Source organism: Sinomonas sp. T428B (genome assembly GCF_056780155.1).
In genome coordinates, this window is record NZ_JBRAZR010000001.1 from 1,948,673 (window position 1) to 1,961,521 (window position 12,849).

The 12,849-nt window shown below is 65.6% G+C and carries 14 protein-coding genes; 10 read left to right on the top strand and 4 right to left on the bottom strand.

Features of this window, described 5'->3' with window-relative positions; all coding sequences use genetic code 11:
- The first annotated feature begins 91 nt into the window (after window positions 1-91).
- The 6 genes from ACUYMY_RS08960 (at window position 92) to ACUYMY_RS08985 (ending at window position 4,813) form a co-directional block, all read left to right on the top strand.
- Window positions 92-922: a phosphoribosyltransferase family protein gene (locus tag ACUYMY_RS08960; protein WP_481703230.1), complete on the top strand. Its 831-nt coding sequence runs from the start codon at window positions 92-94 to the stop codon at window positions 920-922.
- Between the two features lie 3 nt (window positions 923-925).
- A complete protein-coding gene (locus tag ACUYMY_RS08965; RefSeq protein WP_481703231.1) occupies window positions 926-2,446 on the top strand; it encodes a nicotinate phosphoribosyltransferase in 1,521 nt (506 codons plus the stop codon).
- A gap of 67 nt (window positions 2,447-2,513) precedes the next feature.
- The gene (locus ACUYMY_RS08970; protein WP_481703232.1) at window positions 2,514-3,167 is read left to right on the top strand and encodes an NUDIX domain-containing protein; all 654 of its coding nucleotides are present in this window, start codon (window positions 2,514-2,516) and stop codon (window positions 3,165-3,167) included.
- A 134-nt stretch (window positions 3,168-3,301) separates the two neighbouring features.
- A complete protein-coding gene (locus ACUYMY_RS08975) occupies window positions 3,302-3,559 on the top strand; it encodes an ATP-binding protein (protein ID WP_481703233.1) in 258 nt (85 codons plus the stop codon).
- A gap of 180 nt (window positions 3,560-3,739) precedes the next feature.
- A complete protein-coding gene (locus tag ACUYMY_RS08980; RefSeq protein ID WP_481703234.1) occupies window positions 3,740-4,273 on the top strand; it encodes a DUF488 domain-containing protein in 534 nt (177 codons plus the stop codon).
- Window positions 4,274-4,465: 192 nt separating this feature from the next.
- On the top strand, window positions 4,466-4,813 hold the full coding sequence (locus ACUYMY_RS08985; protein WP_481703235.1) for a cupin domain-containing protein: 348 nt from the start codon (window positions 4,466-4,468) through the stop codon (window positions 4,811-4,813).
- A gap of 113 nt (window positions 4,814-4,926) precedes the next feature.
- On the opposite strand, the gene ACUYMY_RS08990 is transcribed toward ACUYMY_RS08985, so the two are convergent.
- Complete coding sequence (locus tag ACUYMY_RS08990) at window positions 4,927-5,286, bottom strand: cupin domain-containing protein (protein ID WP_481703236.1); 360 nt, start codon at window positions 5,284-5,286, stop codon at window positions 4,927-4,929.
- Window positions 5,287-5,614: 328 nt separating this feature from the next.
- Here ACUYMY_RS08990 and ACUYMY_RS08995 point away from each other — a divergent pair, with 328 nt between their 5' ends.
- The 4 genes from ACUYMY_RS08995 to otnC all read left to right on the top strand — a co-directional run bounded on the left by ACUYMY_RS08995 (window position 5,615) and on the right by otnC (window position 8,718).
- Entirely contained in the window at window positions 5,615-5,959 is a 345-nt protein-coding gene (locus ACUYMY_RS08995; protein WP_481703237.1) for a cupin domain-containing protein, read from the top strand.
- A gap of 65 nt (window positions 5,960-6,024) precedes the next feature.
- Complete coding sequence (locus tag ACUYMY_RS09000; protein ID WP_481703238.1) at window positions 6,025-6,774, top strand: aspartate/glutamate racemase family protein; 750 nt, start codon at window positions 6,025-6,027, stop codon at window positions 6,772-6,774.
- Between the two features lie 31 nt (window positions 6,775-6,805).
- Window positions 6,806-8,092, top strand: coding sequence for a 3-oxo-tetronate kinase (otnK, locus tag ACUYMY_RS09005; protein ID WP_481703239.1), 1,287 nt, complete (start codon window positions 6,806-6,808; stop codon window positions 8,090-8,092).
- A 5-nt stretch (window positions 8,093-8,097) separates the two neighbouring features.
- Window positions 8,098-8,718: a 3-oxo-tetronate 4-phosphate decarboxylase gene (otnC, locus tag ACUYMY_RS09010; protein WP_481705018.1), complete on the top strand. Its 621-nt coding sequence runs from the start codon at window positions 8,098-8,100 to the stop codon at window positions 8,716-8,718.
- A 914-nt stretch (window positions 8,719-9,632) separates the two neighbouring features.
- Here the strand turns inward: otnC and ACUYMY_RS09015 are convergent.
- The 3 genes from ACUYMY_RS09015 to solA form a co-directional block, all read right to left on the bottom strand.
- Window positions 9,633-10,577 carry a phosphoglycerate dehydrogenase gene (locus tag ACUYMY_RS09015; RefSeq protein WP_481703240.1) on the bottom strand — a complete coding sequence of 315 codons (945 nt, stop codon included), beginning with the start codon at window positions 10,575-10,577 and terminating at the stop codon, window positions 9,633-9,635.
- Between the two features lie 184 nt (window positions 10,578-10,761).
- Window positions 10,762-11,436 carry a haloacid dehalogenase type II gene (locus tag ACUYMY_RS09020; RefSeq protein WP_481703241.1) on the bottom strand — a complete coding sequence of 225 codons (675 nt, stop codon included), beginning with the start codon at window positions 11,434-11,436 and terminating at the stop codon, window positions 10,762-10,764.
- A 95-nt stretch (window positions 11,437-11,531) separates the two neighbouring features.
- Complete coding sequence (gene solA / locus ACUYMY_RS09025; RefSeq protein ID WP_481703242.1) at window positions 11,532-12,716, bottom strand: N-methyl-L-tryptophan oxidase; 1,185 nt, start codon at window positions 12,714-12,716, stop codon at window positions 11,532-11,534.
- Window positions 12,717-12,849: the final 133 nt, after the last annotated feature.

Below are 12,849 nucleotides of genomic sequence, written 5' to 3' on the forward strand. Positions count from 1 at the left end.
TCCCGGGCCCCGCGCCGTAGGAAACGCGCACGTGAGATCTGCCGGAAAACTAATACTCGTCAAATGACGAGTATTAGGCTATCGTTGAGGCATGTTCAAGGCATTCGCTACCGCAGGGGCCGGCTGGACCGTCGAGTCGATCGCCGTCCCGATGACGTTTCCCGCGGGGGAGCGGCACATCGTGACAGAGCGGGCCCTCGTGTCGGGGGAGACTCCCCGGTACCTGTGGCTCGCCGGCAGCGACGCCAACGACTACGTCACCGCGGCCATGTGGACCGACTACGCCCACCAGGCCGGCGCCACCGTCACGGCGCTCATCCCGTACCTGCCGGGCGCTCGGCAGGACCGTGGGAACCCCTTCGGCGCCAGGGTGTATGCCGGCCTGATCAACTCCATCGGCGCCGACCAGGTCGTGTGCTTCGACCCGCACTCGCCCGTCATGCCCGGCCTGGTCGAGCGGCTTCGCGTCGTCGAGCCGCACGCCGTCGTCGCCCATGCATTCGGGAGCCGGCTGGGGGAGTACGCCGGAATCATCTGCCCCGACGAGGGCGCCCGGACCCGCGCCGAGAAGACGGCCGCGCACCTCGGCCTCCCCGTCTACCACGCGAGGAAGAAGCGCGACTTCGCGAGCGGGCAGCTCTCGGGCTTCTCCTGCGAGCCACTCCCGGCGAAGGGCCGGCTCCTCGTCGTCGACGATATCTGCGACGGCGGCGGAACCTTCCGCGGGCTCGCCGCCGCCACCGGCCTCGGCCCCGACCGCCTCGACCTGTGGGTCAGCCACGGGGTGTTCTCCGGGCAGGCGCCCGCACTGCGCGAGCACTACGGGACGATCCACACCACCGACTCCCACCCGGGCGCCGCCAATCCCGACGTCGGCGCCGTCGTCCATCCCCTCCTCCCGCACCTCCTGGAAGGCTGCTGAACCATGACCACTGCGACCACCACGCCCGCCCCGGCCGCCGCCCTGACCGGCCCTGCCGCCACCGCCGCTCTGTTCCAGACGGACGCCTACAAGCTCGGGCACCGCGACATGTACCCAGAGGGCACGGAGTACGTGCTGAGCAACTACACCAACCGCGCCTCGCGGGTTCCGGGCGTCGACAAGGTCGTGCACTTCGGCCTCCAGGCGTTCCTGCAGGCCTACTGCATCGAGGCCTTCGCCCCGTTCTTCGCCGCCGACGAGGACGAGGCGGTCGCGGAGTACGCCGCGACCCTCGAGGCCATCCTCGGCCCGAACAGCATCGGCAGCGACCACATCCGCGCCCTCCACCGGAAGGGCCACCTGCCGCTCGTCTTCCGCTCGCTGCCCGAGGGGACCCGCGTGCCGCTTCGCGTGCCGTCCTTCACCATCGAGAACACCGATCCCGAGTTCTTCTGGCTCGTGAACTACATTGAGACCGCCCTGAGCGCGGCCGTCTGGCAGCCCTCGACGACCGCGACGATCGCCGACCAGTACCGTCGCCTCCTCGAGGACGCAGCCGACAGGACTGGAGGGGACCCGTCCGCCGTCGACTGGCAGCTGCACGACTTCTCGTACCGGGGCATGGCGGGCACGACGGCCGCGGCCGCCTCGGGCGCGGGGCACCTGCTGTCCTCCAGGGGGTCCGATTCGCTCGCGAGCCTCGACTGGATCCGCCGCTACTACCCGGGGGAGAACGGCCACGTCCTCGGCTCCGTGCCCGCGACCGAGCACTCGGTCATGTGCGCAGGGATCAGCGCCGAGAGCGAGCTCGCGACCTTCGAGCGGATCCTTGACCTTCACCCGTCCGGGATTGTCTCGATCGTCTCCGACACCTTCGACCTGTGGAACGTCCTGACCGGGATCCTCCCCGCCCTCAAGGAGAGGGTCCTCGGCAGGGAGGGCAAGGTCGTCATCAGGCCCGACTCGGGCGATCCGGCGGACATCGTCTGCGGCACCGCCGGACCCGACGAAGGCGAGGTGCGCACCCCAGCCGGGCGGGGCGCCGTCGACCTTCTCTGGGAGGCCTTCGGCGGCACCGTCAACGGGAAGGGCTTCAAGGTCCTCGACCCGCACGTGGGCCTCATCTACGGGGACTCGATCACGCTCGACCGGGCACGCGACATCACCGCCCGCCTCGAGGCCAAGGGCTTCGCTGCCTCCAACATCGTCTTCGGGGTCGGCTCGTTCACCTACCAGTACGTCACGCGGGACACGTTCTCGTCGGCGGTCAAGGCCACCTGGGTGCAGATCGACGGCGTCGGCCACGACCTGCTGAAGGACCCCGTGACCGACTCGGGGACGAAGAAGTCGGCGACGGGCCGGCTCGCCGTCGTCCGTGACGGGCGCGGCGAGCTCTCCCTCATGGAGCGGGCAACGCCCGAGCAGGAGGCCGCGAGCCTGCTCGAGCCGGTGTGGGCCGACGGGCGGTTCCTGCGCCGGCAGTCGTTCGCCGAGGTCCGCGCCGTGCTCGGCAACGTCGCGTGAGCGAGGCCCTCCTCCTGGTGCGCCGGGTGCGTCGGGCCGGGAGGAGCTCCGGGCAACAATGGAAGGCATGACCGCCGAGCACCAGCAGCCCCTCGTCTCGATCGACACCGTTCCCTTCGTCCTCCGGGACGGCAACCTGCACGTCGTGGTCGCCAAGCGCATCTTCGAGCCGTTCCTCGGCGAGGAGGCTCTTCCGGGGGTCCTGCTGCGCGCGAACGAGCGGCTCGCCGAGGCGGCCCTCCGGGCACTCGAGACGAAGGCGGGGGTCCGCGCGAAGCACGTGCTCGCGCTGCGGCAGACGGCCGTGTTCGACGACTTCGACCGCGACCCCCGTGGCCCCACGCTCTCCGTCGTCCACGTCGCCGCCCTCGCGCAGCACGCCGTCGTCCACCCCGAGAGGGCCCGTGCCGTGCCGATCGCCGAGCTGGGCCACCTTCCGTTCGACCACGACGCGATCGTGCGGCATGCAGCCGCCTCGGTCGCCGACGGGCTGCTCTCCGACGCGGACCTCGCCCGGGCCCTCCTGGGCGAGCGGTTCACGACGGCGGACGCCGCGCGGCTCGCGCGGGAGCTCGCCGTGGCGGCGGGCAGGGGGAAGCCCGACACGTCCAACTTCGCGCGCGTCCTCGCGAAGCTGCCGGGGCTCGTCAAGGCCGATGCCGAAGGCCTGCCCGTGCGCGGCCCCGGCTTCCCTGCGGCGGGCTGGGCCTGGGAGGCGTGAGCGCCGCGGCGGGGGCGAGATGAGGAGGACTCTCCAGGTTCCGGGGCCGGCGGCCGTTCGCCTACGGTGAGGACGAGCGCAAGCATCCGAGATGATGGGGGAGCCATGGAGCGTGCGGAAGAGGGCAGCATGACGTGGGCCAGCTGATCATCGTCAGCGGCCCTCCCGGATCCGGCAAGTCGACCACGGCCGCGCTCCTGGCGGACCGTTTTGAGACGAGCGCCCTCGTCGAGGGTGACGGGGTCATCGGGCCGTGGTTCGCCGAGACTTTCCTCGAGCACACGGGGCTCGGCGAGGTCCACTATGCCGTCCTGCTGCCGCCGCTCGAGGTCTGCCTCGAACGCGTGAAGACCCGGACGGACCATGAGTTCAGCGATCTCGAGGCCGCTTAGTCCGTGTGGCACGAGTTCGATCGCGCGGACCTGGCGGATCGCCACGGGCTGCGGAGTCCGGCATCCCCTTCGGATATGGCGAACCAGATTGTCGCTCGAGCCCTCGAGGGATCTCTCAGCTACAGGAGGGGCTAAGACCTGACACCGGCGCGGAATCAGGCGTGGCAGTAGGCTCGGTCCATGACGGCCGCCCGTACGCTGCTGCTCACGGTTGGCCATGGCGCCGCCAGCGCCGAGGACTTTCGGCGGCTGCTACGCAGGGCCCAGGTCGCCTCCATCATCGACGTGCGCATCGGGCCCGGCAGCCGGAAGCACCCGCACTTCGGCAGGGGCGAGATGGAAGTCTGGCTGCCGGAGGCCGGGATCGAGTACCGCTGGGAGAAGCGGCTCGGCGGGTTCCGCAAGCTGCCTGCCGGGTCACCCGATATCGCCCTGCGGAACGAGTCCTTCCGCGCCTACGCCGCCTACATGCGTACACCGGACTTCACCGCCGCGTTGACAAGTGCGCTTGAGGAAGCAGAAGAGCGCCGCACAGCCATCATGTGCAGCGAGACCGTGTGGTGGCGGTGCCACCGTCGGCTGATCGCCGACCACGCCGTGCTGCTCGAAGGTGCCGATGTGTCCCACCTTATGCCTCCGGGCCGAGCTGTAGCGCATCCGCTGACCGAGGGCGTGCGGGTGGCGGGGGACCAGCTGCTCTACGACGTCTGCTGACCCTTCCCAGGGAACCCCGTGGGGAAGGGAAACCCGTGAGAAGGGAAACCCGTGGGGGAGAGGGGCCAGGGGCATGTCTTGATCTCCGCTTCAGGCGCTGTCACTACACCCCTAGTCGTCTCCTCCTAGACATCACCTTCTGGCGGCTTTAGTATTGTCGACAATTGACAACCTACGAGGAGGAGAGGCTTCATGCAGCCTTACGTTTACGTGCCCGCCGACAAGATCCAGGGTGAGCTCGAGCCCAACGGCCACCGCGCCGGCTACGACTCGGGCGACCCCAAGACGGCGATCCTGAAGTTCGACACCCCCTTTAAGATGGGGGTCTGGGAGTGCCAGCCGGGCGGTTGGAACATCACCCCTCGCGAGGACACGGAGCTCTGCTACATCGTGAGCGGCCGCGTGCGGGTCACCGACAATGGCTCCGGCAACGTCTACGAGGTCTCGGCCGGCGATGTGGTCGTTCAGCCCAAGGGCTGGACGGGCCGCTGGGAGGTCCTCGAGACCGTCCGCAAGGTCTACTGCCACGGCTTCGACTGAGTTCGATTGCCCTGAAGGTCAGCCTTCCAGCCTGACAGTTCCATCATGCGCGGGTCGTCCCCCTTGGGGGACGACCCGCGCGCATTTCTGCATGGCGGCGGGATCCTGGCTTGCTACTCAGCAGAGGCGGGAACGTCCCTCACGACCCACATCTTTCGGACGGTTTCGTGGATGGTCCAGGTACCCTCCCAGCCGGCAGGCATCACGAACAGGGTTCCCGGACCGATGTCAAAGCTGGTGCCATCCGCTTCCGTGATGGTGGCGGACCCGCTCAGAATCTGGCAGATCTCGTCATTCTGCCGGATGGCCTTGGACACTCCCGGAGTGGCTTCCCAGATGCCCACCTTGAAGTCATCCCTAGCCCAAAGGCGTAGGGAAACGTCCGTTTGGCCGGGCGTCACCGAATTCTCCTTGGGAGTGTGCTCTCCCGGGTCTGCGGTCGTTGCGTCGCGCATAACGGTGGCCTTGATCAAAACTGCTCCTTCTGTCTCACCCTTGATGCGGTCTCCAGGGGTCTGCTCCGCTTCCAGTCACAGGAACGTATCAGACAAGAAGAGGCGAGATTGAGCCTTCCAGGGCAAACGCATTGTTTCCCTGAAGGCAAGAAGAAGGCGCGGCTCGCAAATCCCGTGCCTTCCGCGGTTCTTTCGTCATTAGAAACAACGGCTTGCACCTGAGGCAGCTAGCGAGCGTCTTCTTGTTTGCTACGTTCATCTGGCTGAAGCAGTGCGGTCCCGGAATCGGGACGCTCGCACGAGCGGCTCAAAGACGAAGGGAGCAGCAATGGTCAAGGCGACCGTCATGACTCACACCACCACCGCAGATCTGGGTGGGCACAGGCCGAAGGAAGCTTCCCTGACGCCCGGCCAGACGGAAGCGTCCTTCCGGTTGTGGACCAGGGACGACTTCAGGGTGGGCATCTGGGAGGCAACTCCGGGAGTGTCCAAGAGCACGCGCCCCGGCTACGACGAGATCTGCCAGATCCTGAGCGGGTCCGCCACCATCACCGAAGCGGATGGCAGCAGCTTTGACATCGGCCCGGGAACCCTGTTCGTGACTCCCGCCGGCTGGGAGGGCACGTGGACCATCCACGAACCACTTCGCAAGGTGTTTGTCGTCAAGAACATCCCGGCCTCGACTGACTAGCGGCAGGCGTACAGCCGCCTCCTCCTTCAGCGTCGCCGAGCGCCGCGAACAACAGAAAGACGATCATGAACTCAACGTCGAGCATCATCGATCCCTCGTCCCGTCCGTGCTGTGAACGAGAAATCGAGGGAGCCCAAGACAAGCACACGCCGCTGCTTGCGATGCTCCATACGGTCCCCGGACTGGTGACGGACATGGAAGCCCGGGCCACGGAAGCGGTTCCGGGCCTCCGCGTCCTGCACTATGTCGACGAGTCGTTGCTCCGAGACACCGTAGCCAGGGGCACGACACCAGGACATGTTCGTCGGCGGCTGGTCAGCTATGCCCGCTATGCGGAGGAATCTGGCGCTCAGGCGTTGTTGGTCAGCTGCTCCTCGATTGGCGAAGCGGCGAGCACCGTGCAGGATTTCGTGTCGATCCCTGTCCTGCGCATCGACGCGCCCATGGCGGAACTCGCCGTAGCTTCCGGCCACAGGATCGGCGTGCTCGCGACCATCTCTGCGACCCTTGGACCAACTACACGGCTCGTCCAAGCCGCGGCCAGGAGGCAGAACCAGACGCCCGCCATTACCGCCAGAAAAGTGGACGGCGCGTTCGAGGCCCTCCGCGCAGGTGACCGGGCGATGCATGACACGTTAGTGCTCGCCGCCTTCTCTGAACTTGCGACGGAGTGCGACGTCGTCGTTCTCGCGCAAGCGTCCATGGCCCGGGTCGTCAAGCACACCCACGAGGAGCCTGGAGGACCCATCATCCTTGCTTCCCCCGACTCCGGCATGACCCAGCTCAGCACCATCTTCCCGTCCAAAGTGTCATAAGAAGCGCTCACATCCGAGAAGGATTCCGGCGATGCCAAACAGCCCAACGAAAGCCGATGTCCCCTGGCTGGGAGTCATCGCCGATGACTACACGGGTGCCTCCGACGTGGCCGGCACGCTTGTGCGCGCCGGGATGCGTGTGGTCCAGACCTTCGGCATTCCCGAGCCGTCAATGCAGCTGCACGACGTCGACTGCGTCGTCATCTCCCTGAAGACCCGCAGCGTGCCCGCCGCCGAGGCTGTGGAGGAGTCTCTGGCGGCGGCGCACACCCTCAAGTCGTGGGGCGTTCAGCAGCTCTATTTCAAGTACTGCTCGACGTTCGACTCAACCGCAGAAGGCAACATCGGTCCCGTGGCAGACGCGCTGCGCAACGAGTTCGTCCCGGACGGCCAGGTCACAGTGGTTGCTCCGGGCACTCCGGCTCTGGGGCGGACGGTGTACAACGGTGTTCTGTTCGCCGGCATGGACCTCCTGCAGGAATCCTCCATGCGCCACCACCCGCTGACCCCGATGTCCGACTCGAACGTGCCGAGGCTCCTGCAGGCGCAGACCAAGACCCTCGTCGGTCATGTTGGCTACAGCGCAATCGAAGCCGGTGCGGCGGCAGTCCAAGCGCACCTCCAAGCTGTGAGCACCGCGTCCATCGGGTACGCCGTCGTCGACACCCTCGATGACCACCATCTGTCGGTGCTGGGTGCCGCGCTGCTCGATCATCCGCTGGTCACCGGAGGATCAGGGCTGGTTGGCGGGCTGGCGATTGCCCGTGGGTCCCTCGTCCAACCAGAATCGGCGCGGGTGACCCGGCCAGCAGGTCCGGCCGCGATCGTCGCAGGCAGCTGCTCGGAGATGACGAGAGCCCAGATCGACACGTTCCGCCAGTCACGCCCCTGCTTCCTCGTCGACCCCGTCGCCATCGCTGAAGGACAGGACGTGGTCGGCGAAGCGCTTGACTTCGCGCGCAAGAACATCGAGGACGGCCCGGTCCTGATCCATTCCACCGCCTCCCCAGAGGAGGTATCGAGGGCCCAAGGGCACCTGGGCCGGGCCAGGGCCGCCGAGATGACCGAGCAGAGCCTCTCCACGATCGCCGAAGGGCTCATCCGCCTGGGCTGCCGACAGCTGATCGTCGCGGGCGGAGAGACCTCCGGGGCTGTCGTCCGCAGCCTCGGCATCAGCACAGCCCGTGTCGGCAGGGAAGTCACGCCCGGCGTGCCGTGGCTGACGACGGAAACCGACGACGGGCTGGCCATCCTGCTCAAGTCCGGGAACCTCGGAGACCCGCGACTCTTCCTTGACGCGTGGGACCACGATCGGTGACCGATGTGGACAGCCGCAACGAACTCGTCCGATTGGCCAGATCCTTGCACCAGAGAGGCCTCACCAGGGGAACGTCCGGGAACCTGAGTGTACGCGTCGCTGGCGGAATGCTAGTCACCCCAACCAACGCCTCTCTGGGTGAACTCAGAACAGACGACCTGGCATTGGTTTCGGACGCCGGCGAACACCTTTCCGGTGCCCGCCCGTCCAAGGAGGCATTCCTGCATCTGGCGATGTACCGGGCGAGGCCCCAGGACCATGCGGCAGCCCATGTGCATTCCACATACGCCACAGCGCTCTCGTGCCTGGAGGACGTGGACGACGATGACGTCCTGCCGCCCTTGACGGCCTATTTCGTCATGAGGGTCGGACGGCTGGTCCGTTTGCCCTACTTCGCACCCGGCGATCACGGGCTGGGGGAATCAGCGGAAAAGGCCGCAGCATCGAGCCGTGCCCTGCTGCTGGCGAACCACGGGCCGATCGTCTCCGCGCCCTCCCTTGCACAAGCAGTGGACGCTGTTGAGGAAGTGGAAGAGACCGCCCGCCTCTTCTTCCTCCTGCAAGGCCACGCGATCCGGCCCCTCCAGCCCGAACAGATTGCCCATCTCTCCGCAGGGCCTGCCTAGGACGGTGCATCCAGAAAAGGAAACCAGCCGCACGTGACCCTCACGATGCGTAAAGGTCCTGTCACTGCTGGACCTGCACCGCAGCTGTTGCTGGCCAGCCAGTTGATGCTCAACATCGGCGGGATGACTTCGGCATGGGAACGCTGGCGGTCGGGATCGTTCTTGGCGCGCGCACCTTTGCACAGCAAGGACTGTTTCTTTTCGGCGGGGCTTGCCGATCGATGGGGAGCACGGCAGTCAATGATCGCGGGTTGCCTGGTACGGGTCGCGGGCTTTCGTCCGGTTCACGGCCTTCTACAGCGTCAATCTCCTGGCCACCAACCAGCTGTATTTCGGGCTTCCAGTGGAACTGGAGCGCAGCGGAGCAGGAGTAGGTGCTCGGCGGTGATTTTTGCCTACGCCTCGGTCCTGACTATCACCTTTCAGTGGCCCATAGCCCGGCTCATGCGCAAAGCCGGACCGGACGTCTGTAGGAGGTCTCGCCGTCGTCATCGGCAATGCGGCCCTGGCCCCGCTCTACGAACACGCTTCTCATGTCGCTCTTCGCAGCGATAACGGCAACATTCATTCGCCGTTTCGTCCCCAACAGCGCCACCACGGCACGCCGCACGGTTGACCCGCTACCTGGTCGCCGGCCGAGACGAGTTCGAACATGACCTGATCCCCAAGCGTCCGCTAGCGGTCGGTGTTGAACTTCGCCGGGCGGCCTTCCCCGGGATCCGCGGAGTCCACTCCCGCAGTGAAAGGTGGTCGGCACGGACTAAAGACCTGCGCGCCGAACCCGGCCGGGACGTCGACCAGCATCCGGGCTCCTGGCGGGCCGAGTGGGCCTACTCCCATACGAAAGCCACCCGGACGGCAAGACGCTGACCGCCCAAGGAGAACCGCGCCCGCGAAGCCATCATCGACGGGAATCAGGCAACGGCATGTGTCGGTTCGCGGCCCTCGAGAACATCGATGACAGCGTGGGCGGCCGCGATGCCGGCGCGGTCTCGTGCCTCGACCGTTTGTCCGGCCAGATGGGAGGTGATGAGGACGTTGTCCAAGCCCCGGAGCCGATGATTGGCGGTCAGTGGTTCATTTTGGACAACATCGAGCGCCGCTCCCGCGATCTGGCCTACGGAGAGGGCGTCGGCCAGGGCTCCTTCGTCGATGAGGGAACCGCGGGCAGTGTTAATGAGGATGGCAGTAGATTTCATGGCGTGCAGGAAGGCGCAGTCGACGAGCGGGGGAGTGGAGTTTTCGGAGCGGGTATGAAGGGTGAGGTAATCGGCCGCGCCAATTGTCGTCTGAAGATCGGTGAACCGGATACCGGAATCCGAGGGGACCGGATGGGACGTGCTGACGAGAACTGTCATTCCGAGGGCGCGGCCGAGCCGTGCCACGGCCCGGCCGCTCGGTCCGTAACCAATGATGCCGAGAGTGGCCCCCCGCAGTTCACGACCGGCACTGCGCGGCCAGTGGCCGTTCTTGACCGATTGGATGACACTCGAGAGGCTTCGTGCTGCCATGATCATCAGGCCGATGGTCATCTCTGCGACCGCGTCATGGTTTACGCCAGGGGTGTTGCAAACGCGTATGCCACGCCGTCGCGCGGCTTCAATGTCTATCGAGTCGTAGCCCACACCGCTGCGGGCGAGGACTTTCAGCGAGGTTGCGCCGGCGAGCATGTCGGCGGTGACCGGTTCGCTGGCCAGAATGGCGCCGGCGGCGCCGTCGAAGAGCGATAGCCGCTCAGCATGTGTCCGCGGTCCGCGAGAGGGCGAGTAGATGGTATCGAGACCGTGCTTTCGGAGGAGCCGGTCAACTTTGTCGCCGGGGCGCAGGTAGTCCGTGGTGATCAGAATGCGGGCAGACATAGTACGAGAGGTTCCTCTTCTTGAAGTTCACCGGCTGATTTAAGACATCCGAATGACAAGGGAGGTCGAAAGCCCATGACTTATGGAAAAGCGCGCCCGGATGATGCAAAGACGCCTGCCAGCAGTTGCTGGCAGGCGCCCTGGGGTGACATCGTCGCCTTTCGCCGGACGGTATGAGCTCCCGTCAGAGACAGAGGAGCTTGTTCAGCTCGTCCAGAGACTGGACAGTGAAGATGTTGTAGCCCGGAGCGAAGGGCTCCGCGCCACGGTCCAGCATGACAAGGTCCCGGAAGCCCAGGTTGAACATCGGGATGTGGTCATACAGCGGGTGCGAGGAGACATGCAGGAAGTCCTCAGGCTTGGCGTTCAGGCTGTCCAGCATGTACTCGAACGCCTGAAGGCGCGGCTTGTAGGCCTGGGCCTGCTCAGCGGTAAAGACAGCGTGCCACTCTGCACCGAGCTTGGGGATGCTGATGTCGAGGAAGCTGTTGTCCGCGTTGGACAGAGCCACCAGCTTGTAGTTGTCGCCCTGGAGCTTCAGGGCCGCCGGCACGTCCTCGTGGGCAACGGCGTCGCGCACAGCCTGAGCGAGCTCTGCGCCGGCGCCGGGGGTCGGCCCGATGCCAAACCGCTTGCAGGCACGGTCAAAGGCGTCCTGAAGGATCTGCTCGTAGGGCTTGTAGTCACCCTGAACCTCATCGAACCGGTATGCACGGAAAACCTTCTTGAAGGCAAGCCACTGCTCGTCGGGGATGCGGCCATCGAGCAGACGCTGAGTCGTGGGGTAAATGGTGAAGTTGATCAGCGTGCCGTAGACATCATAAGAGATGTACTTCGGCCGGAAGTTCGTGTCTGCCATGATGGATCTCTTCCTAGTTCTTTATATTTTCGGGTTAGGTCTGCAAAAAATCGCCGCCAGACAGGGGCTCACTACTGGTTGAAGGATCGCTGCTCTTAGCTCAGAGCCAGTGATCCGAGTCGCTTGTCTGCTTCGAGGAACCGGGCAGGGTCCATGAAACCGACGTCGGTGGCGGTGGTTCCGTCCGTCAGGAGATCGGCGGCGATGGCTCCCAGTGCGGAGGCCAGCTTGAAACCGTGGCCCGAGAAGCCAGCCGCGGCGATGACGCCGTCCATTCCGGGAACGAGCCCGAAGAGGCCGGTGGTGTCCGGCACATGTCCGTCCGCGCACGTGGCAACCCTGATGGGGTCGGGAATCAGTCCGGGAAGGAATTCACGAACCCAGGCTCTGATCGTTTCCATGAACTGGGGATCCCACGTGAGGGGCTTCTCCATGGACTCAACCTCGTCCAGATAGACGCTCCCGACGACTTTCATCGTCCAACCGTCTGCGCTCGGGAACCCGTAGAATCGACCCGGGTTTGACCTCCCAGCCTCCTCAACCCTCCTCATGAAGACCGGCATGTCTTCCCTGAACAATGCTGAGGGGTCCATGGCCGGGAACCAGGTCAGGATCTGCGGCCGAACGGCAAGGTGAACACCGAGTTCCTTGCACAGTGCGCCAGCACCATTGCCCTGCGAGATGACCACCCGAGAGGCAATGATTTCTTCTTGATCAGTCCGGACAATGTACCGGTCTCCGTACGTCTCAACGCTGTGTGCCTTCCGGTTGCCCAGGAACTTGGCGCCAAGCCGTGCGGCCTCCAGTAGTGCGGCAGTCACGGCCTTTTCCGGATGCAGGTAGCCTCCCTCAGGATCAAAGACCGTGACGTCCGAGTCCCTGATCACATGCTCGGGATACCGTGCCCTGGCCTCATCGCCCCGCAGAAGCTTGTAGTCGAGGCCATGATCCTGGGCGGCGGCAAGGAGTGGCGCCAATCCAGGATTGTGCTCGTCATAGATCGTGACGGCGCCAGTTGCGCTGAGCAGCTCGCTCCCGCTGATCTTCTCCAGGTCGCGCCACAGATCCTGGGCTCTCTGCAGGAGGGGCGTGTAATGCCCACCCTCCACGTAGACCTTGCGGAAGAGCCGCGATTCCCCGGCATAGGCAGAGAAGGGGCCCGGGATCGAGAACCTGTCTACCCCAATGACCCGCAGACCACGGGAGGCGAGCTGCCAACTCGCCATGCTTCCCACCGAACCCACTCCGACGATCACAACGTCCGTTTCGAGTGCAGTCATGCTTCTACCTTGCTTTCCCTTGTCGCACGCCGTCGTCCCGGTTCCGGGCCTGCTTCGGTGGGGCTATACCCCTGCCTGCGCTTCCAGTTCGACCAGCGTAAGCTACAAGAAGAGGCGCCAGAAGGGCGCTGGA

What these genes read in the sequence shown, in the direction of transcription:
- ACUYMY_RS08960 (WP_481703230.1), top strand. Translation starts at nt 92, where the DNA reads ATGTTCAAGGCATTCGCTACCGCAGGGGCCGGCTGGACCGTCGAGTCG.
- ACUYMY_RS08965 (WP_481703231.1), top strand. Translation starts at nt 926, where the DNA reads ATGACCACTGCGACCACCACGCCCGCCCCGGCCGCCGCCCTGACCGGC.
- ACUYMY_RS08970 (WP_481703232.1), top strand. Translation starts at nt 2,514, where the DNA reads ATGACCGCCGAGCACCAGCAGCCCCTCGTCTCGATCGACACCGTTCCC.
- ACUYMY_RS08980 (WP_481703234.1), top strand. Translation starts at nt 3,740, where the DNA reads ATGACGGCCGCCCGTACGCTGCTGCTCACGGTTGGCCATGGCGCCGCC.
- ACUYMY_RS08985 (WP_481703235.1), top strand. Translation starts at nt 4,466, where the DNA reads ATGCAGCCTTACGTTTACGTGCCCGCCGACAAGATCCAGGGTGAGCTC.
- ACUYMY_RS08995 (WP_481703237.1), top strand. Translation starts at nt 5,615, where the DNA reads ATGACTCACACCACCACCGCAGATCTGGGTGGGCACAGGCCGAAGGAA.
- ACUYMY_RS09000 (WP_481703238.1), top strand. Translation starts at nt 6,025, where the DNA reads ATGAACTCAACGTCGAGCATCATCGATCCCTCGTCCCGTCCGTGCTGT.
- otnK (WP_481703239.1), top strand. Translation starts at nt 6,806, where the DNA reads ATGCCAAACAGCCCAACGAAAGCCGATGTCCCCTGGCTGGGAGTCATC.
- ACUYMY_RS09015 (WP_481703240.1), bottom strand. Translation starts at nt 10,577, where the DNA reads ATGTCTGCCCGCATTCTGATCACCACGGACTACCTGCGCCCCGGCGAC.
- ACUYMY_RS09020 (WP_481703241.1), bottom strand. Translation starts at nt 11,436, where the DNA reads ATGGCAGACACGAACTTCCGGCCGAAGTACATCTCTTATGATGTCTAC.
- solA (WP_481703242.1), bottom strand. Translation starts at nt 12,716, where the DNA reads ATGACTGCACTCGAAACGGACGTTGTGATCGTCGGAGTGGGTTCGGTG.